The 20336-nt window shown below is 67.0% G+C and carries 34 protein-coding genes; all 34 read right to left on the reverse strand.

Going from position 1 to position 20336, the window contains the following annotated elements; all coding sequences use genetic code 11:
* Positions 1-83 precede the first annotated feature (83 nt).
* Positions 84-710: a 30S ribosomal protein S4 gene (rpsD, locus tag BUB75_RS19980; RefSeq protein ID WP_073259040.1), complete on the reverse strand. Its 627-nt coding sequence runs from the start codon at positions 708-710 to the stop codon at positions 84-86.
* A 32-nt stretch (positions 711-742) separates the two neighbouring features.
* Positions 743-1147, reverse strand: a complete 405-nt coding sequence (gene rpsK / locus BUB75_RS19985; RefSeq protein WP_035857800.1) for a 30S ribosomal protein S11 — start codon at positions 1145-1147, stop codon at positions 743-745.
* A gap of 82 nt (positions 1148-1229) precedes the next feature.
* Positions 1230-1610: a 30S ribosomal protein S13 gene (gene rpsM / locus BUB75_RS19990; RefSeq protein WP_073259041.1), complete on the reverse strand. Its 381-nt coding sequence runs from the start codon at positions 1608-1610 to the stop codon at positions 1230-1232.
* 185 nt (positions 1611-1795) lie between these two features.
* Entirely contained in the window at positions 1796-1909 is a 114-nt protein-coding gene (gene rpmJ, locus BUB75_RS19995; protein WP_035857802.1) for a 50S ribosomal protein L36, read from the reverse strand.
* Positions 1910-1966: 57 nt separating this feature from the next.
* Positions 1967-2188, reverse strand: a complete 222-nt coding sequence (gene infA, locus BUB75_RS20000) for a translation initiation factor IF-1 (protein ID WP_035857803.1) — start codon at positions 2186-2188, stop codon at positions 1967-1969.
* 168 nt (positions 2189-2356) lie between these two features.
* Positions 2357-2773: a DUF1707 SHOCT-like domain-containing protein gene (locus BUB75_RS20005; RefSeq protein WP_073259042.1), complete on the reverse strand. Its 417-nt coding sequence runs from the start codon at positions 2771-2773 to the stop codon at positions 2357-2359.
* Positions 2774-2787: 14 nt separating this feature from the next.
* Entirely contained in the window at positions 2788-3609 is an 822-nt protein-coding gene (gene map / locus BUB75_RS20010; protein WP_073259043.1) for a type I methionyl aminopeptidase, read from the reverse strand.
* Between the two features lie 130 nt (positions 3610-3739).
* Positions 3740-4390 carry an adenylate kinase gene (locus BUB75_RS20015; RefSeq protein ID WP_073259044.1) on the reverse strand — a complete coding sequence of 217 codons (651 nt, stop codon included), beginning with the start codon at positions 4388-4390 and terminating at the stop codon, positions 3740-3742.
* A complete protein-coding gene (gene secY / locus BUB75_RS20020) occupies positions 4390-5721 on the reverse strand; it encodes a preprotein translocase subunit SecY (protein ID WP_073259045.1) in 1332 nt (443 codons plus the stop codon). The genes BUB75_RS20015 and secY overlap by 1 nt, the downstream gene beginning before the upstream one ends.
* A gap of 269 nt (positions 5722-5990) precedes the next feature.
* A complete protein-coding gene (gene rplO / locus BUB75_RS20025) occupies positions 5991-6443 on the reverse strand; it encodes a 50S ribosomal protein L15 (protein ID WP_073259046.1) in 453 nt (150 codons plus the stop codon).
* 4 nt (positions 6444-6447) lie between these two features.
* Positions 6448-6630, reverse strand: coding sequence for a 50S ribosomal protein L30 (rpmD, locus tag BUB75_RS20030; RefSeq protein WP_073259047.1), 183 nt, complete (start codon positions 6628-6630; stop codon positions 6448-6450).
* 1 nt (position 6631) lies between these two features.
* Positions 6632-7228 carry a 30S ribosomal protein S5 gene (gene rpsE, locus BUB75_RS20035; protein WP_073259048.1) on the reverse strand — a complete coding sequence of 199 codons (597 nt, stop codon included), beginning with the start codon at positions 7226-7228 and terminating at the stop codon, positions 6632-6634.
* A gap of 40 nt (positions 7229-7268) precedes the next feature.
* The gene (gene rplR, locus BUB75_RS20040; protein WP_073259049.1) at positions 7269-7664 is read right to left on the reverse strand and encodes a 50S ribosomal protein L18; all 396 of its coding nucleotides are present in this window, start codon (positions 7662-7664) and stop codon (positions 7269-7271) included.
* On the reverse strand, positions 7664-8203 hold the full coding sequence (gene rplF, locus BUB75_RS20045; protein WP_073259050.1) for a 50S ribosomal protein L6: 540 nt from the start codon (positions 8201-8203) through the stop codon (positions 7664-7666). The genes rplR and rplF overlap by 1 nt, the downstream gene beginning before the upstream one ends.
* Positions 8204-8211: 8 nt before the next feature.
* Positions 8212-8616, reverse strand: coding sequence for a 30S ribosomal protein S8 (gene rpsH / locus BUB75_RS20050; protein ID WP_073259051.1), 405 nt, complete (start codon positions 8614-8616; stop codon positions 8212-8214).
* Positions 8617-8716: 100 nt separating this feature from the next.
* On the reverse strand, positions 8717-8902 hold the full coding sequence (locus BUB75_RS20055) for a type Z 30S ribosomal protein S14 (RefSeq protein ID WP_073259052.1): 186 nt from the start codon (positions 8900-8902) through the stop codon (positions 8717-8719).
* 2 nt (positions 8903-8904) lie between these two features.
* On the reverse strand, positions 8905-9474 hold the full coding sequence (gene rplE, locus BUB75_RS20060; RefSeq protein ID WP_073259053.1) for a 50S ribosomal protein L5: 570 nt from the start codon (positions 9472-9474) through the stop codon (positions 8905-8907).
* On the reverse strand, positions 9474-9821 hold the full coding sequence (gene rplX / locus BUB75_RS20065) for a 50S ribosomal protein L24 (protein WP_073259054.1): 348 nt from the start codon (positions 9819-9821) through the stop codon (positions 9474-9476). The genes rplE and rplX overlap by 1 nt, the downstream gene beginning before the upstream one ends.
* Before the next feature lie 2 nt (positions 9822-9823).
* Positions 9824-10192 (reverse strand): 50S ribosomal protein L14, encoded by a 369-nt coding sequence (rplN, locus tag BUB75_RS20070; protein ID WP_035857817.1) that lies wholly within the window; start codon positions 10190-10192, stop codon positions 9824-9826.
* A gap of 102 nt (positions 10193-10294) precedes the next feature.
* Entirely contained in the window at positions 10295-10582 is a 288-nt protein-coding gene (rpsQ, locus tag BUB75_RS20075) for a 30S ribosomal protein S17 (RefSeq protein WP_073259055.1), read from the reverse strand.
* Complete coding sequence (gene rpmC / locus BUB75_RS20080) at positions 10579-10818, reverse strand: 50S ribosomal protein L29 (RefSeq protein ID WP_073259056.1); 240 nt, start codon at positions 10816-10818, stop codon at positions 10579-10581. Before rpmC ends, rpsQ begins: the two co-directional genes overlap by 4 nt.
* Positions 10815-11237, reverse strand: coding sequence for a 50S ribosomal protein L16 (gene rplP, locus BUB75_RS20085; protein ID WP_073259057.1), 423 nt, complete (start codon positions 11235-11237; stop codon positions 10815-10817). The genes rpmC and rplP overlap by 4 nt, the downstream gene beginning before the upstream one ends.
* A 3-nt stretch (positions 11238-11240) precedes the next feature.
* Entirely contained in the window at positions 11241-12152 is a 912-nt protein-coding gene (gene rpsC / locus BUB75_RS20090; RefSeq protein ID WP_073259058.1) for a 30S ribosomal protein S3, read from the reverse strand.
* Positions 12152-12622 carry a 50S ribosomal protein L22 gene (gene rplV / locus BUB75_RS47695; protein ID WP_073259059.1) on the reverse strand — a complete coding sequence of 157 codons (471 nt, stop codon included), beginning with the start codon at positions 12620-12622 and terminating at the stop codon, positions 12152-12154. The genes rpsC and rplV overlap by 1 nt, the downstream gene beginning before the upstream one ends.
* Before the next feature lie 55 nt (positions 12623-12677).
* Entirely contained in the window at positions 12678-12959 is a 282-nt protein-coding gene (rpsS, locus tag BUB75_RS20100) for a 30S ribosomal protein S19 (protein WP_073259060.1), read from the reverse strand.
* Between the two features lie 11 nt (positions 12960-12970).
* Entirely contained in the window at positions 12971-13807 is an 837-nt protein-coding gene (gene rplB / locus BUB75_RS20105) for a 50S ribosomal protein L2 (RefSeq protein ID WP_073259061.1), read from the reverse strand.
* Positions 13808-13851: 44 nt separating this feature from the next.
* Positions 13852-14148, reverse strand: coding sequence for a 50S ribosomal protein L23 (rplW, locus tag BUB75_RS20110; RefSeq protein WP_073259062.1), 297 nt, complete (start codon positions 14146-14148; stop codon positions 13852-13854).
* Positions 14145-14840, reverse strand: a complete 696-nt coding sequence (gene rplD / locus BUB75_RS20115) for a 50S ribosomal protein L4 (protein ID WP_073259063.1) — start codon at positions 14838-14840, stop codon at positions 14145-14147. Before rplD ends, rplW begins: the two co-directional genes overlap by 4 nt.
* Positions 14837-15505 carry a 50S ribosomal protein L3 gene (gene rplC, locus BUB75_RS20120; RefSeq protein WP_073259064.1) on the reverse strand — a complete coding sequence of 223 codons (669 nt, stop codon included), beginning with the start codon at positions 15503-15505 and terminating at the stop codon, positions 14837-14839. Before rplC ends, rplD begins: the two co-directional genes overlap by 4 nt.
* Before the next feature lie 125 nt (positions 15506-15630).
* Positions 15631-15939, reverse strand: a complete 309-nt coding sequence (gene rpsJ / locus BUB75_RS20125) for a 30S ribosomal protein S10 (RefSeq protein ID WP_035857828.1) — start codon at positions 15937-15939, stop codon at positions 15631-15633.
* Between the two features lie 131 nt (positions 15940-16070).
* A complete protein-coding gene (gene tuf / locus BUB75_RS20130) occupies positions 16071-17264 on the reverse strand; it encodes an elongation factor Tu (protein WP_073259065.1) in 1194 nt (397 codons plus the stop codon).
* A gap of 83 nt (positions 17265-17347) precedes the next feature.
* Complete coding sequence (gene fusA / locus BUB75_RS20135; RefSeq protein ID WP_073259066.1) at positions 17348-19447, reverse strand: elongation factor G; 2100 nt, start codon at positions 19445-19447, stop codon at positions 17348-17350.
* A gap of 36 nt (positions 19448-19483) precedes the next feature.
* Positions 19484-19954: a 30S ribosomal protein S7 gene (gene rpsG / locus BUB75_RS20140; protein WP_073259067.1), complete on the reverse strand. Its 471-nt coding sequence runs from the start codon at positions 19952-19954 to the stop codon at positions 19484-19486.
* A gap of 1 nt (position 19955) precedes the next feature.
* A complete protein-coding gene (gene rpsL, locus BUB75_RS20145) occupies positions 19956-20330 on the reverse strand; it encodes a 30S ribosomal protein S12 (RefSeq protein WP_035857832.1) in 375 nt (124 codons plus the stop codon).
* Positions 20331-20336: the final 6 nt, after the last annotated feature.

The following is a 20336-nucleotide window of genomic DNA, read 5'->3' on the forward strand; positions in this document are numbered from 1 at the left end:
CCCGACGAACCGCGCAGCGAACCTGCGCGGGCTTGCGTAACCAATCGTACGGGCCGGTGCGCGAGGCACCGGCCCGCAGGCGATTACTTCGAGTAGAGCTCGACGATCAGCTGCTCCTGGACCGGCGTGTCGATGACCTGCCGGGCCGGGAGAGCGTGAACCAGGATCCGCATCTGGCTGGAGAGAACCTCGAGCCAGGCCGGGATCCCACGGGAGCCGGCTTCGGCGCGCGCCACGACGAACGGCGTGAGCTCGCGGGACTTCTCCCGGACCTCGACGATGTCGTTCTCGCTGACGCGGTACGACGGGATGTCGACCTTGACGCCGTTGACCAGCACGTGACCGTGCCGGACCACCTGGCGCGCCATGTCGCGGGACTTGGCGAAGCCGGCCCGGTAGATGACGTTGTCCAGGCGGGACTCCAGGATCTGGAGCAGGATGTCGCCGGTCTTGCCCTGCTTGCGGTTCGCCTCGACGTAGTAGCCGCCGAACTGCTTCTCCAGAACGCCGTAGATGCGCTTGGCCTTCTGCTTCTCACGCAGCTGGAGCAGGTACTCGCTGTCCTTGGTCCGACCGCGGCCGTGCTGGCCCGGCGGGTAGGGACGAACCTCGATCGGGCACTTCGGCGACTCGCACTTGCTGCCCTTGAGGAACAGCTTCATCTTCTCGCGCCGGCAGCGGCGGCAGTCAGCACCGGTGTAACGGGCCATTTCTCCTCAGTCTCCTCGTAACGTGGTGCTGATCAGACGCGGCGGCGCTTGGGCGGGCGGCAGCCGTTGTGCGGCATCGGGGTGACGTCGGAGATCGACCCCACCTCCAGGCCGGTGGCCTGCAGCGACCGGATGGCGGTCTCGCGACCGGAGCCCGGGCCCTTCACGAAGACGTCGACCTTGCGCATGCCGTGCTCCTGCGCCTTGCGGGCAGCGTTCTCGGCAGCCATCTGGGCGGCGAACGGCGTCGACTTACGCGAGCCCTTGAAGCCCACGTGGCCGGCGGAGGCCCAGCTGATCACGTTGCCCTGCGGGTCCGTGATCGACACGATCGTGTTGTTGAACGTGCTCTTGATGTGCGCGTGGCCGTGCGCGACATTCTTCTTTTCCTTGCGCCGGACCTTCTTGACCCCGGCGCCACGGCTCTTCGGTGGCATTGCGGAAATTCTCCTCGAGAAAGCGGTTGGCTAGTCGGCTCCTGAAGCGGGCGGCGGACTACTCACGCCGCCGCGCGGGCGATTACTTCTTGCCCGGCTTCTTCTTGCCGGCCACGGTCTTGCGCGGGCCCTTACGGGTACGCGCGTTGGTGTGCGTGCGCTGACCGCGCACAGGAAGGCCGCGCCGGTGCCGGATGCCCTGGTAGCAACCGATCTCGATCTTGCGCCGGATGTCAGCGGCGACCTCGCGGCGCAGGTCACCTTCGACCCGGAACGAGGCCTCGATGTAGTCACGGAGTCGAACCAGGTCCTCGTCCGACAGGTCGCGAACGCGGGTGTCCGGGTTGAGCCCGGTCGCCTTGATCGTCTCCAGGGAACGGGTCCGGCCGATACCGAAGATGTACGTGAGCGCGATCTCTAGCCGCTTCTCGCGGGGGAGGTCTACGCCGACGAGACGTGCCATGGGTGGGCGTACTCCTTCGTCTGCGGAGGTCTGCGCGTCTCCGGATCCCGCCTGCCCGGGCGGGCCCCGGCCTCCGACCGGGGGTGGGACGTGAGCACGTGCTCACGCCTGGAGACGCTTTACTGAGTTGCGATGACTGCGCGAGGCAGAATCTTCTCGCCGCCCTGAGGAGAGGGCGGCGGCGATCAGCCCTGCCGCTGCTTGTGGCGCAGGTTCTCGCAGATCACCATGACCCGCCCGTGACGGCGGATCACCTTGCACTTGTCACAGATCGGCTTGACGCTCGGGTTGACCTTCACGGCTGTCGCCATCTCCTTGAAAACGCTCGCCAGCCGTGAGGCCTAGCGCGCTGCTCGTTACTTGTAGCGGTAGACGATGCGCCCACGGGACAGGTCGTAGGGCGAGAGCTCCACGACAACCCGGTCCTCGGGCAGGATGCGGATGTAGTGCTGCCGCATCTTCCCGGAGATGTGGGCAAGGACGAGGTGGCCGTTCTGCAGCTCCACGCGAAACATCGCGTTCGGCAGCGCTTCGACGACTCGGCCTTCGATTTCGATGGCCCCGTCTTTCTTGGGCATGTCCTCCGCAATCGTGACGTCGTTCCGGGCCCGGAGGCACCGGCGGTAAAACTCTGGATCAACACGTCGGTCTTCAGCCGCGTCCCCCCGCTAGACATGCGAGGAGAACAGACGCAACGCGCCAGCAACGAAGTCTACGTTGTCGTGGCCTGACCCGCCAAACCGGCCCTAGTCACGCCGCCCCGTGAGGCGGTTGGCCAGCAGGACGAGACCCCAGATTCCGAGCGGGAAGATCGGCCAGTAGAACGTGACCTCCCCGCGGGCGATGCTGGTGATCAGCCAGATGCCGGTCAGCAGCACCGCCAGCCGGATCCAGCTGGATTCCCCACTGGTGAGACGTTTCCGCGCGGTGACGCTCGACGCCGGCTGCGGGTGCTGCTCCGGCAGGTCGGCGGTGAGCGGTGTGAGGTCCGACTCGGTCTTCGCGGCGTAGGCCGCCGCAGCCCGCTCGTCGAACTCGTGGAGGTCGAGCCTGCCCTCGTCGAGGGCTGCCTTCAGACGAGTGACGACGGCCTGGCGCTCGGCGTCCCCTACCCGAACATCGGGACGCCTCGGTTCCGGCACGTCGGGTAACGGGGACGACATGGCTCCAGTGTCGCTCAGTCGCGGGGTTGCTGCCGGGTGACCGCGTCGCCGAGGCGGGAAACGCCGCCGTCCAGCGCGGTCAGCACCCACGGGCCGTCGTCGGTCAGGACAAACGTGTGTTCGGTGTGCGCCGCGCGCGAGCCGTCGACGGTCACCACCGTCCAGCCGTCCTCCAGCTCATCGGTCTCCGGGTCGGCCATCGTGATCATCGGCTCGATCGCCAGCGCCATCCCGACCCGCAGCTTCGGCCCGCGTCCCGGCTTGCCGTAGTTGAGGACGTGCGGATCCTGGTGCATCTCGGTGCCGATGCCGTGGCCACCGTAGTGCTTGACGATCCCGTACTTACCGCCGGCGCGGACCGCGGTCTCGACGGCGTGGCTGATGTCGGTGAGCCGGCCTCCGACGCGCGCGGCCGCGAACCCGGCCCACATCGCGTCCTCGCAGACCTGCGCCATCTTCAGGTAGGCAGCGTCGACCGTGCCCACGCCGACGGTGATCGCCGAGTCGCCGTGCCAGCCGTCGACGATCGCGCCGCAGTCGATCGAGATCAGGTCGCCGTCCTCGAGCACCTGGGACTTGCGCGGGATGCCGTGCACGACCTGGTCGTTGACCGACGCGCAGATCGATGCGGGGAAGCCGTGGTAGCCCTTGAAGGACGGGATCCCGCCCAGCGAGCGGATCGAGTCTTCGGCGATCGCGTCGAGGTCGGCGGTCGAGACGCCGGGGGCCACCGCGGCGCGCAGACGCTCCAGCGTCTTCCCGACGACGAGCCCGGCGGCACGCATCAACGTGATGTCGGCGGGCGACTTGAGCTGGATCTCCTGCGTCCTGAACACGGATTCGACACTAGCTCGGCGTCCGCGACGGTGCGCTGCCGGGCGTCCGCGAAGCAGGCTTGGAGCGAAAGTCGCCCCAGAACGCAGAGCGGGCCAGGCGAAAGCCTGGCCCGCTCGGATGCGAATTCTTCTACTCGAACGGCGCTAGCGCGTCGATGGCGCGGTCGGTGACGTCCTCGACCGGGCCGGTGGCGTCGATCCCCACCAGCTTGCCCTGGGCGCTGTAGAAGTCGACGAGCGGCTCGGTCTGCTCGTGGTAGACCTCGAGCCGCTTAGCGATCGTCTCCGGCTTGTCGTCGTCCCGCTGGAACAGCTGACCGTCGCACCGGTCGCACACGCCCTCGACCGTCGTCGGGTCGAACTCGACGTGCCAGATCTTTCCGCAGCCCCGGCAGGTACGCCGCCCGGAGAGCCGCCGGATCACCTCGTCGTCCTCGACCACGAGCTCGAGCACGACGTCGATCTTGACGCCGAGCTCCTTGAGCATGTCGTCGAGCACCTCGGCCTGCGGGACGTTCCGCGGGAACCCGTCGAGCAGGAACCCGTCCACCGCATCCGGCTCGGCGAGACGCTGCCGCACCATGTTGATCGTGATCTCGTCCGGCACGAGCTGACCGGCGTCCATGTATTTCTTCGCCTCGACACCCAACGGCGTCCCCTGGCCCACGTTGTAGCGGAAGAGGTCACCGGTAGAGATCTTGGGCGCGCAGAGGTGAGCTGCGATGAACTCGGCCTGAGTCCCCTTGCCCGCACCCGGGGGGCCGACCAGTACCAGCCGCACTAGCGGAGGAAACCTTCGTAGTTGCGCTGCATGAGCTGGCTCTCGATCTGTTTAACGGTCTCGAGACCGACACCGACGATGATCAGTACCGCCGTACCCCCGAAGGGGAAGTTCTGCGTGTTGTTGCCGCCGTCATCGAGCAGGGAGATGAACAAGTTCGGAAGAACCGCGATGATACCCAGGTAGATCGACCCCGGCAGGGTGATCCTGCTCAGAATGTAGCCGAGGTACTCCGCGGTGGGCCGACCGGGCCGGATGCCCGGCACGAAGCCACCGAACTTCCGCATGTTGTCCGCGACCTCGGTCGGATTGAACGTGATCGCCACGTAGAAGTACGTAAAGAAGACGATCAAGCCGAAATAGAGCAGGATGTGGAGCCACGAGTCCGCGGGCGTAATCCACTTGTCCACGAATCGCTGCACCGAACCCGGGTTTTCCGGGTCACCGAGCTGACTGAACAGCTGCGGCAGATAGAGCAGCGATGAGGCGAAGATCACCGGAATGACGCCGGCCTGGTTCACCTTCAGCGGGATGTAGGTGGACGTGCCGCCGTACATTCGCCGGCCGATCATCCGCTTCGCGTACTGGACCGGAATCCGCCGCTGCGCCTGCTCGATGAAGACGACGAGCGCGATGACGACCAGAACGATCACCAGCACGATGCTGAAGACCAGACCGCCCTTGGTCTCCAGGATGTTGTTGCCCTCGTACGGCATGCGCGCCGCGATCGAGGTGAAGATCAGGACCGACATGCCGTTGCCGACGCCGCGGTCCGTGATCAGCTCGCCGAGCCACATGACCACTGCCGTACCCGCGGTCATCGTCAGGACCAGCGTGGTCAGCGTCAGCCACTGCGGCTGGGCGGTGTTGCTCGGGATGATCGAGAGGTTGCAGCCCTGGAACAGGTTGCCGCTCCGGGCGAGCGCGATGTAACCGGTCGACTGGAGAACGGCCAGGCCGATAGTCAGATAACGCGTGTACTGCGTGATCTTGGCCTGACCCGCCTGGCCTTCCTTGCGCAGCTGCTCGAGCCGCGGAATGACCACGACGAGCAGCTGCAGGATGATGCTGGCCGTGATGTACGGCATGATCCCCAGCGCGAACACCGACAGCTGGAGGAGTGCGCCTCCGCTGAACAGGTTCAGCAGCGTCAGGACCTCGCTGCCACCACCAGTCTTGAGCTGGTCGATGCACTGATTGATGTTGGTGACGGACACGCCTGGTGACGGCAGCGTGGCGCCGACTCGGTAGATCGCAATGATGAACAGCGTGAAGAAAATCTTCTTGCGCAGGTCGGGCGTACGAAACGCCCTACCGAAGGCGGCGAGCACAAGTCCTCCTGCGCACGGACCCATCGTCGTGGCCCGCTGATCGGTCAGGCCGGTGACCCAGAGAGGTCAGCCGCGGCCCAGTGTGGTCGGGGCAGCCCGCTCCGCCGTCAGGCGCGGGCCTGTGGTGCGACTCTAACAGTCGGTCGGTCTCCGATGGCCCACGTCGAATCTCGGCGTGAGCACAGCTCCCTGAGAGGGGCCTGAGGAGCCATAGAGACCAACGGCGTCCGGCCCGGGCGAGTTCCGCCCGGGCCGGACGCCGCAGTGGTTCAGCTTTCGGTGATCTCGTTGACCGTGCCGCCGGCCGCCAGGATCTTCTCCTTGGCGGTGGCCGAGAACTTGTGCGCCGACGCGGTGAGCTTGACGCCACCGAGGTCGCCGTCGCCCAGGATCTTGACCAGGCGGTTCGGGCGAACGGCACCGGCGAGCGCGAGCTCCTCCGGGCCGATCTCGCCGCCGTCCGGGAACAGCTCGGCGAGCCGGTCCAGGTTGACGACCTGGTACTCCACGCGGAACCGGTTCTTGAAGCCCTTCAGCTTCGGCAGTCGCATGTGGATGGGCATCTGCCCACCCTCGAAGCGCGCCGGAACCTGGTAGCGGGCCTTGGTTCCCTTGGTACCGCGACCAGCCGTCTTACCCTTGGAGCCCTCTCCGCGACCCACACGGGTCTTCGGGGTGTGGGCGCCGGGGGCCGGCTTCAGGTGATGGACCTTGAGGGCCATGGCGTTACTCGACCTCCTCGACCGTCACGAGGTGCCGCACGGTGTGCACCATGCCGCGCATCTCGGGGCGGTCTTCCTTCACGACGACGTCGTTGATCCGCTTGAGCCCCAGCGAGCGCAGCGTGTGACGCTGGTTCTGCTTGGTGCCGATCACCGACCGGATCTGGGTGACCTTGAGGCGTGCCATGTCACTCCCCTCCGGCCCGAGCCCGCAGCAGCGCCGCGGGAGCGACGTCCTCGAGCGGCAGACCGCGGCGGGCCGCGATCGCCTCGGGACGCTCGATCATCTTCAGCGCCGCGATCGTGGCGTGCACGATGTTGATCGCGTTGGACGAACCGAGGCTCTTGCTCAGGATGTCGTGAATGCCGGCGCACTCCAGCACCGCGCGCACCGGACCACCGGCGATGACACCGGTACCGGGGCTGGCGGGCTTCAGCAGGACGACGCCGGCGGCGTCCTCACCCTGAACCGGGTGAGCGATGGTCGAGCCGATCCGCGGCACCTTGAAGAAGTGCTTCTTGGCCTCCTCCACGCCCTTGGCGATGGCGGCCGGCACCTCCTTCGCCTTGCCGTAACCGACACCCACGGTGCCGTCACCGTCGCCCACCACGACCAGCGCGGTGAAGCTGAAGCGACGACCACCCTTGACGACCTTCGCCACACGGTTGATGGCGACGACGCGCTCGATGTGAGGCGACTTCTCCGGGGCCGCTCCGCCCCGCCCGCCGTCGCGGCGGTCCCGGCGGTCCCCGCCTCCACCGCCTCGGCGCTGCTGACCAGGCATCAGACGTTCCCCTCGTAAGTGTTTTCGGTGCTGGCGATCATCAGAACTCCAGCCCACCTTCGCGGGCAGCGTCGGCCAGAGCCGCGATCCGCCCGTGGTACTTGTTGCCGCCGCGGTCGAACACGACCGCGTCGACACCGGCCGCCTTCGCCCGCTCGGCGACCAGCGCGCCGACCTTCTTGGCGAGGGCCGACTTGTCGCCCTCGCCACCGCGGATCGACACGTCCAGGGTCGACGCCGAGGCGACCGTGCGGCCGGCCGTGTCGTCGATGACCTGGGCGTAGATGTGTCGCGTCGACCGGGTGACGACCAGACGCGGACGGGCCTCGGTGCCGACGACCTTCTTCCGCAGGCGGAAGTGGCGACGCGCCTTGCCCACCCGGCGGACGGCGGAGACGCCGGCGCCGGACTTGCGCTGAAGCAGAGACGCAGCCATCACTTACCTGCCTTTCCGGCCTTACGCCGGACGTTCTCGCCCTGGTATCGAACGCCCTTGCCCTTGTAAGGCTCCGGCGGACGAATCTTGCGGATGTTGGCGGCGACCTCGCCCACCAGCTGCTTGTCGATGCCCTCGACCACGAACTGGGTCGGCTTCTCGACGCGGAAGGAGATTCCCTCCGGCGGCCGGACGGTGACCGGGTGGCTGAACCCGAGCGCGAACTCGAGGTCGGAACCCTTGGCCTGGACGCGGTAACCGGTGCCCTGGATCTCCAGGGTCTTGCTGTACCCGTTGGTGACGCCGGCGATCATGTTCGCCACCAGCGTGCGGGTCAGCCCGTGACGCTCCTTCGCCCGACGCTCGTCGTTCGGGCGCGAGACCTCGATCGAACCGTCCTCGCCGCGACCGATCGTGATCGGCTCGACGACCTGGTGGGTGAGCGTCCCCTTCGGGCCCTTCACGGTGACCGTCGCGCCGTCAATGGCGACGTCGACGCCGGAAGGCACCGGGATCGGCAGCTTACCGATGCGTGACATGCTCTCCCCTACCAGACGTAGGCGAGGACTTCCCCGCCCACTCCACGCTTGGTCGCCTGCCGGTCGGTGAGCAGGCCCGACGACGTGGAGATGATCGCCACGCCGAGGCCGCCCAGCACGCGGGGCAGACTGTTGGACTTCGCGTACACCCGCAGACCCGGCTTCGACACGCGCCGCAGACCGGCGATGCTCCGCTCCCGGTTCGGGCCGTACTTCAGGTCAACGGTGAGGACCTTGCCCACGCCGGTCTCGGAGTCGGCCACGGTCCAGCCGGCGATGTAGCCCTCCTGCTGAAGGATCTCGGCGACGTGCGCCTTGAGCTTCGAGTGGGGCATCGTCACCCGGTCGTGGTACGCCGAGTTGGCGTTGCGCAGACGAGTCAACATGTCTGCGATCGGGTCGGTCATCGTCATGGGTTCATGCCTTTCTCGCCGCGGTTCCCGAAGGCCTTCGGCGAAGCAGCGGACCTGTGCCCAGGTCCTTCATACGAGGTGGCGATCTGCGCGCTGCGCGTCACCACGAGGACTTGGTGACTCCGGGAAGCTCGCCGCGGTGCGCCATCTCCCGCACGCAGATGCGGCACAGACCGAACGACCGGTACACGGCGCGCGGACGGCCACAACGCTGGCAGCGAGTGTACGCACGCACCTTGAACTTCTGCTTGCCGGAAGCCTTCTGGATCAGGGCCTTCTTCGCCATGCTCAGTTCTCCTTGAACGGAAAGCCGAGGAGCTTGAGCAGCGCCCGACCCTCCTCGTCCGTCGTCGCGGTGGTCACGACCGTGATGTCCATGCCCCGCTGGCGGTCGATCTTGTCCACGTCGATCTCGTGGAACATCGACTGCTCGTTGAGGCCGAACGTGTAGTTGCCGTGGCCGTCGAACTGCTTGCCGGACAGACCGCGGAAGTCGCGGATCCGGGGCAGTGCGATCGACAGCAGGCGGTCCAGGAACTCCCACATACGGTCGTTCCGGAGCGTGACCTTCGCGCCGATCGGCATGCCCTCGCGCAGCTTGAACTGCGCGATCGACTTCCGGGCGCGCTGCACCTGGGGGCGCTGGCCGGTGATCGCGGTGAGGTCGCGGACCGCGCCGTCGATCAGCTTCGAGTCACGAGCGGCGTCGCCGACGCCCATGTTCACGACGACCTTGACGACGCCGGGAACCTGCATGACGTTCGAGTAGCTGAACTGCTCGCGCAGCGCGGGGACGATCTCCTCGCGGTACCGCAGCTTCTGCCGCGGCTGGATCTTCTCGGTGGCCGGGGCAGTCATCAGATGTCCTCACCGGTCCGCCGGGAGACGCGGATCCGCTTGCGCGAAACCCGGCCGTCGTCGCCGGTGACCTCTTCGGTCCGGTACCCCACCCGGGTCGGCTTACCGTCGCCGCCGACCACCATCACGTTGCTGACGTGGATGGGGGCCTCCTGCGTCACGATCCCGCCCGACTTGGCGCCGCGCTGCGTGGTGGAGACCTTGGTGTGCTTCTTGATCCGGTTGACGCCCTCGACGAGCACCCGCTGGGTGTCGGGGTACGACTGGATCACCTTGCCCTTGGCGCCCTTGTCCTTGCCGGCGATGACCAGGACCGTGTCGCCCTTTTTCACCTTGAGCTTCGCCATGGTCAGAGCACCTCCGGGGCCAGCGAGATGATCTTCATGAACCGCTTGTCCCGCAGCTCACGCCCGACCGGGCCGAAGATACGGGTCCCGCGCGGGTCACCACCGTCCTTGATCAGGACCGCGGCGTTCTCGTCGAAACGAATGTAGGAGCCGTCTGGCCGCCGCTTCTCCTTCACGGTGCGGACGACGACGGCCTTCACGACGTCACCGCGCTTCACGCCCGCGCCGGGGATGGCGTCCTTGACGGTGCCCACGATGATGTCGCCGATACCCGCGTACCGCCGGCCGGAGCCACCCAGGACCCTGATGCACAGGATCTCCTTGGCCCCAGTGTTGTCGGCGACGCGCAGTCGCGACTCCTGCTGGATCACGTCAACTCCATTGATGTCGCGCCGGTTCTCTCCGAGAGAGCCTGGCGGAACGGAACTTTCATATTGTGCCCGAGGGTTCTCGCGAACCCTCGGGCAGCGGCACTACTTCGCGCGCTCGAGGATCTCGACGACGCGCCACCGCTTGGTGGCCGACAGCGGCCGCGTCTCCATCAACCGGACCCGGTCGCCGACGCCGCAGTCGTTCTGCTCGTCGTGCGCCTTCAGCCGGTGGGTGCGACGGATGACCTTGCCGTACAGGCGGTGCTTGACGCGGTCCTCGACCTCGACGACCACCGTCTTGTCCATCTTGTCGCTGACCACGTAGCCCTCACGGACCTTGCGGTCGTTCCGCGACTCAGTCTCCGTGCTCACGGTGTCCTCACTGCTCATGCCGTCACCTCACTCGGCGCCTGCTCGATGCCGAGCTCACGCGACCGCATGATCGTGTAGATCCGGGCGATGTCCCGGCGGACGACCTGGAGTCGGCGGTTGTTGTCCAGCTGACCGGTCGCGCTCTGGAAGCGGAGGTTGAACAGCTCCTCCTTGGCCTCCCGCAACCGGGTGACGAGCTGCTCGTCGTCGAGCTCGCGCAGCTCAGCAGCCTTGTCGTTCGGGCCGCTGCTCATGCCGCCTCACTCCCCTCGCGCTTCACGATCCGGCACTTCATCGGCAGCTTGTGGATCGCACGGCGCATGGCCTCGCGAGCAATCTGCTCGTTCGGGTACTGCAGCTCGAAGAGCACACGACCCGGCTTGACGTTGGCGACCCACCACTCCGGCGAACCCTTACCGGAACCCATCCGGGTCTCGGCAGGCTTCTTGGTCAGCGGGCGGTCCGGGTAGATGTTGATCCAGACCTTGCCGCCACGCTTGATGTGCCGGGTGATCGCGATACGCGCCGACTCGATCTGCCGGTTGGTCACGTAGGCCGGCTCCAGCGCCTGGATGCCGTACTCGCCGAAGGTGACCGCCGTACCGCCCTTGGACGCGCCGCGACGCGTCGGGTGGTGCTGCTTACGGTGCTTGACCCTGCGGGGAATCAGCATGGGTCAGCCCTCCTGACTGGTGTTCTCAGCTGGTGCCGCGGCGGGCGCCTCGACAACAGGAGCGGCTGCGGCCTCGGTGGCCACCGGCGTCTCGACCTGAGCCTCGGTCGCCGGGGTCTCCGTGGCCACCGGGGCCTCGGTCTCGGTGCGCTCGGCACCCCGACCGCCGCCCTGACGCTCGCCGCGGCCACGACCGCCGCCGCCGCCACCGGCGCCACGACGACGCTCCGGACGGTTGCCACGGTGCTGGCGCAGCGCGGCCTCGGCCGCCTCGCGCTCGGCGCGGCTCTGCACGACGTCGCCCTTGTAGATCCAGACCTTGACGCCGATCCGGCCGAACGTCGTGCGGGCCTCGTAGAAGCCGTAGTCGATGTTCGCGCGGAGCGTGTGCAGCGGCACCCGGCCCTCGCGGTAGAACTCCGACCGCGACATCTCGGCACCGCCGAGGCGACCGGCGCACTGCACCCGGATGCCCTTGACGCCCGGCGACTTCATCGCCGACTGCATGGCCTTACGCATGGCGCGACGGAAGCTGACCCGGCTCGAGAGCTGCTCGGCAACGCCCTGGGCGACCAGCTGCGCGTCCGCCTCGGGGTTCTTGACCTCGAGGATGTTCAGCTGCACCTGCTTGCCAGTGAGCTTCTCGAGCTGCCCACGGATCCGGTCGGCCTCCGCGCCGCGGCGGCCGATGACGATGCCCGGCCGGGCGGTGTGGATGTCGACGCGAACCCGGTCACGGGTGCGCTCGATGTCGACCCGGGCGATGCCGGCGCGCTCCATGCCGCGCGACATCATCTTCCGGATCGCCACGTCTTCTCCGACGTAGTCCTTGTACAACTTGTCCGCGTACCAGCGGGACTTCCACTCGGTCGTGATGCCGAGCCGGAAGCCGTGCGGGTTAACCTTCTGACCCATTACTCGGCGCTTCCCTTCGTGGCTGCCGCTCGGCCGCCGCTCGCCTTCTTCGGCGCCCGCTTCGGCTTCGCCGCCGGGGCCACACTCTCCACCACGACAGTGATGTGGCAGGTGCGCTTCCGGATCCGGTACGCACGCCCCTGGGCGCGCGGCCGGAACCGCTTCATCGTGGGGCCCTCGTCCACGAAGGCCTTCGTCACGAGCAGCGAGTCGGGGTCGAGCCGCTCGTTGTGCTCGGCGTTCGCGATCGCGCTCTCGACCACCCGGTAGACCTGCTCGCTGGCGGCCTGCGGGGCGAACTTGAGCGCGGTCAGCGCCTCCTTCGCGGGCAGACCCCGGATGAGGTCGACCACACGCCGGGTCTTCATCGCCGTCGTCCGGACATACCGCGCCTCGGCGAATGCGCCCGGGGCGTCCCCGAGCAGCTGCACGCGCCGCGGATTCACGCGCTTGCCGTCGATCACTGCCATCTGTCTGCTCTCTCGTCTATCCGCGCCCGGCTCACCAGACGCACCTGGATCCGCGTCAGCGGCGGCGGCTCTTGCGGTCGTCCTTCTCGTGGCCCTTGAACGTGCGGGTCGGCGAGAACTCGCCCAGCTTGTGGCCGACCATCGCCTCGGTGACGAACACCGGCACGTGCTTGCGTCCGTCGTGGACGCCCAGCGTGTGGCCGATCATCTCCGGCGTGATGGTCGAACGACGCGACCAGGTCTTGATGACGTTCTTGGTTCCCCGGGCGTTCTGCGCGTCCACCTTCTTGATCAGGTGGTCGTCGACGAAGTAGCCCTTCTTCAAGCTGCGGGGCATGGCCTACAACCTCAGCGCTTCTTGTTGGTCTTGCGGCGGCGGACGATGAATTTGTCGCTGGCCTTGTTGGCCCGGCGAGTGCGCCCCTCGGGCTTGCCCTTGGGGTTGACCGGGTGACGACCACCAGAGGTCTTGCCCTCACCACCACCGTGCGGGTGGTCGATCGGGTTCATCGCCACACCACGGACGGTCGGGCGCTTGCCCTTCCACCGCATGCGACCGGCCTTGCCCCAGTTGATGTTCGACTGCTCGGCGTTGCCGACCTCACCGACCGTCGCGCGGCAGCGCGCGTCGACGTTCCGGATCTCACCGGACGGCATACGAAGCTGGGCGTACGGCCCGTCCTTCGCCACCAGCTGGACGCTCGCACCGGCGGAGCGGGCGATCTTCGCGCCACCACCCGGCTTCAGCTCGATCGCGTGAACGACCGTACCGACCGGGATGTTGCGCAGCGGGAGGTTGTTGCCCGGCTTGATGTCGGCACCGGGGCCGGTCTCGACCCGGTCGCCCTGACGCAGCTTGTTCGGCGCGACGATGTACCGCTTCTCGCCGTCGACGAAGTGCAGCAGCGCGATGCGCGCGGTGCGGTTCGGGTCGTACTCGATGTGCGCGACCTTGGCCGGCACACCGTCCTTGTCGGCCCGGCGGAAGTCGATCAGCCGGTAGGCACGCTTGTGCCCACCGCCCTGGTGGCGGGTGGTGACCCGACCGTGCGCGTTCCGGCCGCCCTTGCTGTGCAGGGGCCGGACCAGCGACTTCTCCGGGTGGTCACGGGTGATCTCGACGAAGTCGGCGACGCTCGAACCACGCCGGCCTGGCGTTGTCGGCTTGTATTTGCGGATGCCCATCTGTATCCCTCAGCTCTCGATCCTCAGATTCGGTCCGGCCCCCGTCAGGAGACCGGTCCCCCGAAGATCTCGATGCGGTCACCCGGCGCGAGGCTCACGATCGCGCGCTTGGTGTCCTTCCGCTTACCCGTGCCGAACTTGGTCCGCTTCCGCTTCCCCTGCCGGTTCAGCGTGTTGACCGCCGTGACCTTCACGTTGAAAACCTGCTCGACCGCGATCTTGATCTGCGTCTTGTTCGCGTCCGTGCGCACGTAGAACGTGTACTTGTTGTCGTCCAGCAGTCCGTAGCTCTTCTCCGAGACGACCGGAGCGAGCAGGATGTCGCGCGGGTCGTAAATCACTTCGTCTCCTCGGTGTCGAGCTCGGCGGAGCTGGCCTTGGCGGTAGCGCCACCGGAAGAGATCTGGCCGGCGCTGGCAGCACAGAACTCGTCGTACGCGTCCTTGGTGAACACCACGTCGTCGCTGATCAGCACGTCGTACGTGTTGAGCTGGTCGGGCGCCAGGACGTGGACTTCCTTGATGTTCCGAACCGACAGCCAGCCGGTGCGGTCGCCGCGGGCGACCACGACCAGGACGTGCCGCGAGCTGGACAGGTTCGCCAGCGCCTTGACCGCGTCCTTGGTGGACGGCGCGTCGCCGGAGACCAGCGACTCGAGCACGTGCACGCGACCGCCGCGGGCCCGGTCGGAGAGCGCGCCCCGGAGGGCAGCAGCCTTCATCTTCTTGGGCGTCCGCTGCGAGTAGTCGCGCGGCTGCGGGCCGTGGACGACGCCACCGCCGGTGAACTGCGGCGCGCGGGTCGAACCCTGACGCGCGCGGCCGGTGCCCTTCTGCTTGTAGGGCTTGGCCCCACCGCCGGACACCTCCCCGCGGGTCTTCGTCTTGTGCGTGCCCTGCCGGGCCGCTGCCTGCTGGGCCACCACGACCTGGTGGATCAGCGGAACGTTCGTCGTCACGTCGAAGATCTCGGCGGGCAGGTCGGCAGTGCCGGTCTTCGTGCCGCCGGCGTCGACGATGTCAATCGTGGTCACTTCGCCACACCGCCCTTACCAAGCTGGGTCTTGGCGGCGGTGCGGATGAGCACCAGGCCGCCCTTGGGCCCGGGCACAGCGCCCTTGACCAGGATCAGGCCCTTCTCAGCGTCGACGCGGTGGACGCTGAGGTTCATCGTGGTGGTACGGACGCCGCCCATGCGGCCGGCCATGCGCAGGCCCTTGAAGACACGACCCGGGGTCGCGCAGCCGCCGATCGAACCCGGCGCGCGGTGCTTGCGCTGGGTACCGTGGCCGGCGCCGAGGCCCTTGAAGCCGTGCCGCTTCATGACACCCGCGTAGCCCTTGCCCTTGCTGGTGCCGACGACGTCGACCTTGATGCCCGCCTCGAAGATCTCCGCGGAGACCTCCTGGCCGACCTCGTACTCGGCCGCGTCAGTGGTGCGCACCTCGACGAGGTGCCGCCGCGGGGTGACGCCGGCGCCCTTGAAGTGGCCGCTCTCCGGCTTGTTCACCTTCCGCGGGTCGATGCCGCCGAAGGCCAGCTGGACCGCGGAGTAGCCGTCACGTTCGGGGGTACGAACCTGGGTCACGACATTCGGCCCGGCCTGCACGACGGTCACCGGAACGATCCGGTTGTTCTCGTCGAAGACCTGGGTCATGCCGAGCTTCTCGCCCAGGATCCCCTTGATCTGCCTGTCCATCTCTTCTTTCCGACTCTCTTTGGTCCGGATCCTCTCCCGGCCTGGATAACCGGCCGGGCGTGTCCTTCAGCGGTATACGTAATGCGTTGTCGAGTCCTGAGTCCGAACTCGAGCGCGACTACGTCCTAGAGCTTGATCTCGATGTCGACGCCGGCCGGAAGGTCGAGCCGCATGAGCGAGTCGACGGTCTTGGGCGTCGGGTCGAGGATGTCGATCAGCCGCTTGTGGGTCCGCATCTCGAAGTGCTCGCGGGAGTCCTTGTACTTGTGCGGCGAGCGGATCACGCAGTAGATGTTCTTCTCGGTCGGCAGCGGCACGGGGCCCGCAACCGACGCACCGGTGCGGATCACGGTGTCGACGATCTTCCGCGCCGAGCTGTCGATGACCTCGTGGTCATAGGCCTTGAGCCGGATGCGGATCTTCTGTCCCGCCATGGAACCTTCAGTCCTGTCTGTTACGCCGGGGGTCGGGTGGCTGCCGGATAGTCGCCGCGCGGCGCGGCGGTCGGATCAATGCGACCCGACCGCCGCGTCGCGTCGGGGCCGCACGCGGCCCCAGCGGACAACTAGTTGTTGATCTTGGTGATGCGGCCGGCGCCGACGGTCCGACCACCCTCGCGGATCGAGAACCGCAGGTTGTTCTCCATCGCCACCGGCTGGATGAGCTTCACCGACATCTCGGTGTTGTCACCCGGCATGACCATCTCGGTGCCCTCGGGGAGGGTGACGACACCGGTCACGTCGGTGGTGCGGAAGTAGAACTGCGGACGGTAGTTGTTGAAGAACGGCGTGTGGCGGCCACCCTCGTCCTTGCTGAGGATGTAGACCTGCGCCTCGAACTCGGTGTGCGGGGTCGTGGTGCCCGGCTTGATGACAACCTGGCCGCGCTCCACGTCCTCGCGCTTGATGCCGCGGAGGAGCAGACCGACGTTCTCGCCGGCACGCGCCTCGTCGAGCAGCTTGCGGAACATCTCGACGCCGGTGACCGTGGTGGTCTGCTTGGTCTCCTTGATGCCGACGATGTCGACGGTCTCGTTGACCTTCAGCACACCCCGCTCGACACGGCCGGTGACGACCGTACCGCGACCGGTGATCGTGAAGACGTCCTCGATCGGCATGAGGAACGGCTTGTCGAGGTCCCGCTCGGGCTCCGGGATGGTCTCGTCGACCGCGTTCATCAGCTCGATGATCTTCTCGCCCCACTCGGCGTCGCCCTCGAGCGCCTTCAGCGCCGAGACACGCACGATCGGAGCGTCGTCACCCGGGAACTCGTACTGGTTGAGCAGCTCCCGAACCTCGAGCTCGACGAGCTCCAGGATCTCCTCGTCGTCCACGACGTCGGCCTTGTTCAGGGCGACGACGATGTACGGAACGCCGACCTGGCGGGCCAGGAGCACGTGCTCCTTGGTCTGCGGCATCGGGCCGTCCGTCGCGGACACGACCAGGATCGCGCCGTCCATCTGGGCGGCACCCGTGATCATGTTCTTGATGTAGTCAGCGTGACCCGGGCAGTCGACGTGCGCGTAGTGCCGCGCCTCGGTCTGGTACTCGACGTGCGCGATCGAAATCGTGATACCGCGCTGCCGCTCCTCCGGCGCCTTGTCGATCTGGTCGAACGGCGTGAAGGGGTTGATGTCCGGGTACTTGTCGTGCAGGACCTTGGTGATCGCCGCGGTCAGCGTCGTCTTACCGTGGTCGATGTGACCGATGGTCCCGATGTTGACGTGCGGCTTGGTCCGCTCGAACTTCGCCTTCGCCACTGGTCTTTCCTCCTGTGGACTAAAACCTGGAACGCCGTGCGTCCGGATCTATTGCGGGTCGGGTATCGCCTTCGGCTCGGGGCTTATTCGCCCGTTGCCTTGGCGATGATCTCCTTCGCGACGTTCTGGGGAACCTCCGCGTAGGAGTCGAACTGCATCGAGTAGCTCGCCCGGCCCTGGGTCTTCGACCGGAGGTCTCCGACGTAGCCGAACATCTCGGAGAGCGGAACCAGAGCACGGACGACGCGGGCACCGCCGCGCTCCTCCATCGCCTGGATCTGACCGCGCCGCGAGTTGAGGTCGCCGATCACGTCGCCCATGTTCTCCTCGGGCGTGGTGACCTCGACCGCCATCATCGGCTCGAGCAGCGCGGGGTCGGCCTTGCGGGCCGCTTCCTTAAGCGCCATCGAACCGGCGATCTTGAAGGCCATCTCCGAAGAGTCGACCTCGTGGTACTGGCCGTCGACCAGCGTGAACTTGATGCCGACGAGCGGGTAACCGGCCAGAACGCCGTACTGCATCGCGTCCTGGGCGCCGGCGTCGACCGACGGGATGTACTCCCGCGGCACGCGGCCACCGGTGACCTTGTTCTCGAACTCGTAGCTCGGCGCGTCCCCGTCCTGCGGGATCGGCTCGATGTTGATCTTCACCTTCGCGAACTGACCGGAACCACCGGTCTGCTTCTTGTGGGTGAAGTCGTAGCCCTCGACCGAGCGACGAATCGTCTCGCGGTAAGCCACCTGCGGCTTGCCGACGTTCGCCTCGACGTTGAACTCGCGCCGCATGCGGTCGACCAGCACCTCGAGGTGCAGCTCGCCCATGCCGCCGATGACCGTCTGACCGGTCTCTTCGTCGTTGTGGACCTTGAACGTCGGGTCTTCCTGCGCGAGCTTCTGGATCGCGGTGCCCAGCTTTTCCTGGTCAGCCTTGGTCTTCGGCTCGATCGCGACCTCGATGACCGGCGCGGGGAACGTCATCGACTCGAGGATGATCGGGTTCGACGGGTCGCTCAGCGTGTCACCGGTGGTGGTCTGCTTCAGGCCCTGCACCGCGACGATGTCGCCGGCGCCGACGCTCGGCAGCTCCTCACGCTTGATCGCGTGCATCTGGTAGATCTTCCCGACCCGCTCCTTGCGGTCCTTGGTCGAGTTGATCACCTGGGTGCCCGAGTCCAACCGACCGGAGTAGATCCGGAGGTAGGTCAGCGTGCCGAGGTGCTTGTCGGACTGGATCTTGAACGCCAGAGCGCTGAACGGCTCCTTCTCGTCCGAGTGACGCGCGGCCGGGGTCTCCCCGTCCATCAGCGTGCCGTCGATCGAGGGGAGGTCGAGCGGGCTCGGCAGGAAGTCGACGACCGCGTCGAGCATGGGCTGGACGCCCTTGTTCTTGAACGCGGAGCCGCAGACGACCGGGTTGACCTTGTCGGCCAGCGTGGCCCGACGGATCGCGGCCTTCAGCGTCTCGACCGAGATCTCCTCACCCTCGAGGTAGGCCTCGGCGATCGAGTCGTCGACGTCGGACATCGTCTCGAGGAGCTTCTCGCGCCACTCGTTGGCCTGGTCGACCAGATCCGCAGGGATCTCCTCGACCGCGTAGTCCTCACCCTTCTGGGTCTCGCCGCGCCAGGTCAGCGCACGCATGCCCACCAGGTCGACGACGCCGATGTGGTCGCCTTCGAGCCCGATCGGGATCTGGAGAACGGCCGGGGTGGAGTTCAGCCGGTCGATCATCATCTGCACGCAGCGGAAGAAGTCCGCGCCCGTGCGGTCGAGCTTGTTGACGAAGCACATCCGCGGAACGTGGTACTTGTCCGCCTGACGCCAGACGTTCTCGGTCTGGGGCTCGACGCCGGCCACACCGTCGTAGACCGCGACGGCACCGTCGAGCACCCGCAGCGACCGCTCCACCTCGACGGTGAAGTCGACGTGACCCGGAGTGTCGATGATGTTGATCCGGTGGTCGTGCCAGTAGCAGGTCGTCGCGGCCGACGTGATCGTGATGCCGCGCTCCTGCTCCTGCTCCATCCAGTCCATGGTGGCTGCGCCATCGTGGACTTCACCGATCTTGTAGTTGATACCGGTGTAGAACAGGATCCGCTCGGTCGTCGTCGTCTTGCCCGCGTCGATGTGGGCCATGATCCCGATGTTGCGGACCTTGGCCAGGGCGGCGTTGTTGCCAGCCATCTGCCTTGCCTTTCAGCTTCGAGTGCGGGACGCGGATTACCAGCGGTAGTGCGCGAAGGCCTTGTTGGACTCGGCCATCTTGTGCGTGTCTTCGCGACGCTTGACGCTCGCGCCGAGACCGTTGCTCGCGTCCAGAAGTTCGTTCATCAGGCGCTCGGTCATGGTCTTCTCACGACGAGCGCGGCTGTACTGGATCAGCCAGCGCAGCGCGAGGGTGGTGCTGCGGCCGGGCCGAACCTCGACCGGGACCTGGTAGGTGGCGCCACCGACACGGCGGCTGCGCACCTCGAGGGCCGGCTTCACGTTGTCGAGCGCGCGCTTCAGCGTGACGACCGGGTCGTTGCCGGTCTTCTCGCGGGCACCCTCGAGAGCCCCGTAGACGATGCGCTCCGCCACGGACCGCTTGCCGCTCAGCAGGACCTTGTTGATCAGCTGGGTGACGAGCGGCGAGTTGTACACGGGGTCGATGACCACCGCGTGCTTCGGAGCGGGACCCTTGCGGGGCATATCAGCTCTTCTCCTTCTTCGCGCCGTACCGGCTGCGGGCCTGCTTGCGGTTGCGGACACCCTGCGTGTCCAGCGAGCCGCGGATGATCTTGTAGCGAACGCCGGGCAGGTCCTTCACACGACCGCCGCGGACCAGGACGATCGAGTGCTCCTGGAGGTTGTGACCAACGCCCGGGATGTATGCGGTGACCTCGACGCCACTGCTCAACTTGACACGCGCCACCTTCCGCAGAGCCGAGTTCGGCTTCTTGGGCGTGGTGGTGTAGACGCGCGTGCACACGCCACGGCGCTGCGGGCTGCCCTTGAGCGCAGGAGTCTTGGTCTTCTCGACCTTGTCCTGCCGGCCCTTGCGGACCAACTGCTGGATCGTGGGCACCGGGTC

It is taken from the genome of Cryptosporangium aurantiacum, from assembly GCF_900143005.1.
Lineage (GTDB): Bacteria > Actinomycetota > Actinomycetes > Mycobacteriales > Cryptosporangiaceae > Cryptosporangium > Cryptosporangium aurantiacum.

Coding starts and splice junctions, on each gene's coding strand:
- rpsD (WP_073259040.1), bottom strand. CDS start 710: ATGGCCCGTTACACCGGTGCTGACTGCCGCCGCTGCCGGCGCGAGAAG.
- rpsK (WP_035857800.1), bottom strand. CDS start 1,147: ATGCCACCGAAGAGCCGTGGCGCCGGGGTCAAGAAGGTCCGGCGCAAG.
- rpsM (WP_073259041.1), bottom strand. CDS start 1,610: ATGGCACGTCTCGTCGGCGTAGACCTCCCCCGCGAGAAGCGGCTAGAG.
- infA (WP_035857803.1), bottom strand. CDS start 2,188: ATGCCCAAGAAAGACGGGGCCATCGAAATCGAAGGCCGAGTCGTCGAA.
- BUB75_RS20005 (WP_073259042.1), bottom strand. CDS start 2,773: ATGTCGTCCCCGTTACCCGACGTGCCGGAACCGAGGCGTCCCGATGTT.
- rplO (WP_073259046.1), bottom strand. CDS start 6,443: ATGGCCCTCAAGGTCCATCACCTGAAGCCGGCCCCCGGCGCCCACACC.
- rpmD (WP_073259047.1), bottom strand. CDS start 6,630: ATGGCACGCCTCAAGGTCACCCAGATCCGGTCGGTGATCGGCACCAAG.
- rpsE (WP_073259048.1), bottom strand. CDS start 7,228: ATGCCTGGTCAGCAGCGCCGAGGCGGTGGAGGCGGGGACCGCCGGGAC.
- rplR (WP_073259049.1), bottom strand. CDS start 7,664: ATGGCTGCGTCTCTGCTTCAGCGCAAGTCCGGCGCCGGCGTCTCCGCC.
- rplF (WP_073259050.1), bottom strand. CDS start 8,203: ATGTCACGCATCGGTAAGCTGCCGATCCCGGTGCCTTCCGGCGTCGAC.
- rpsH (WP_073259051.1), bottom strand. CDS start 8,616: ATGACGATGACCGACCCGATCGCAGACATGTTGACTCGTCTGCGCAAC.
- BUB75_RS20055 (WP_073259052.1), bottom strand. CDS start 8,902: ATGGCGAAGAAGGCCCTGATCCAGAAGGCTTCCGGCAAGCAGAAGTTC.
- rplE (WP_073259053.1), bottom strand. CDS start 9,474: ATGACTGCCCCGGCCACCGAGAAGATCCAGCCGCGGCAGAAGCTGCGG.
- rplX (WP_073259054.1), bottom strand. CDS start 9,821: ATGGCGAAGCTCAAGGTGAAAAAGGGCGACACGGTCCTGGTCATCGCC.
- rpsQ (WP_073259055.1), bottom strand. CDS start 10,582: ATGAGCAGTGAGGACACCGTGAGCACGGAGACTGAGTCGCGGAACGAC.
- rpmC (WP_073259056.1), bottom strand. CDS start 10,818: ATGAGCAGCGGCCCGAACGACAAGGCTGCTGAGCTGCGCGAGCTCGAC.
- rplP (WP_073259057.1), bottom strand. CDS start 11,237: ATGCTGATTCCCCGCAGGGTCAAGCACCGTAAGCAGCACCACCCGACG.
- rpsC (WP_073259058.1), bottom strand. CDS start 12,152: ATGGGTCAGAAGGTTAACCCGCACGGCTTCCGGCTCGGCATCACGACC.
- rplV (WP_073259059.1), bottom strand. CDS start 12,622: ATGGCAGTGATCGACGGCAAGCGCGTGAATCCGCGGCGCGTGCAGCTG.
- rpsS (WP_073259060.1), bottom strand. CDS start 12,959: ATGCCCCGCAGCTTGAAGAAGGGCTACTTCGTCGACGACCACCTGATC.
- rplB (WP_073259061.1), bottom strand. CDS start 13,807: ATGGGCATCCGCAAATACAAGCCGACAACGCCAGGCCGGCGTGGTTCG.
- rplC (WP_073259064.1), bottom strand. CDS start 15,505: ATGGACAGGCAGATCAAGGGGATCCTGGGCGAGAAGCTCGGCATGACC.
- rpsJ (WP_035857828.1), bottom strand. CDS start 15,939: ATGGCGGGACAGAAGATCCGCATCCGGCTCAAGGCCTATGACCACGAG.
- fusA (WP_073259066.1), bottom strand. CDS start 19,447: ATGGCTGGCAACAACGCCGCCCTGGCCAAGGTCCGCAACATCGGGATC.
- rpsG (WP_073259067.1), bottom strand. CDS start 19,954: ATGCCCCGCAAGGGTCCCGCTCCGAAGCACGCGGTGGTCATCGACCCC.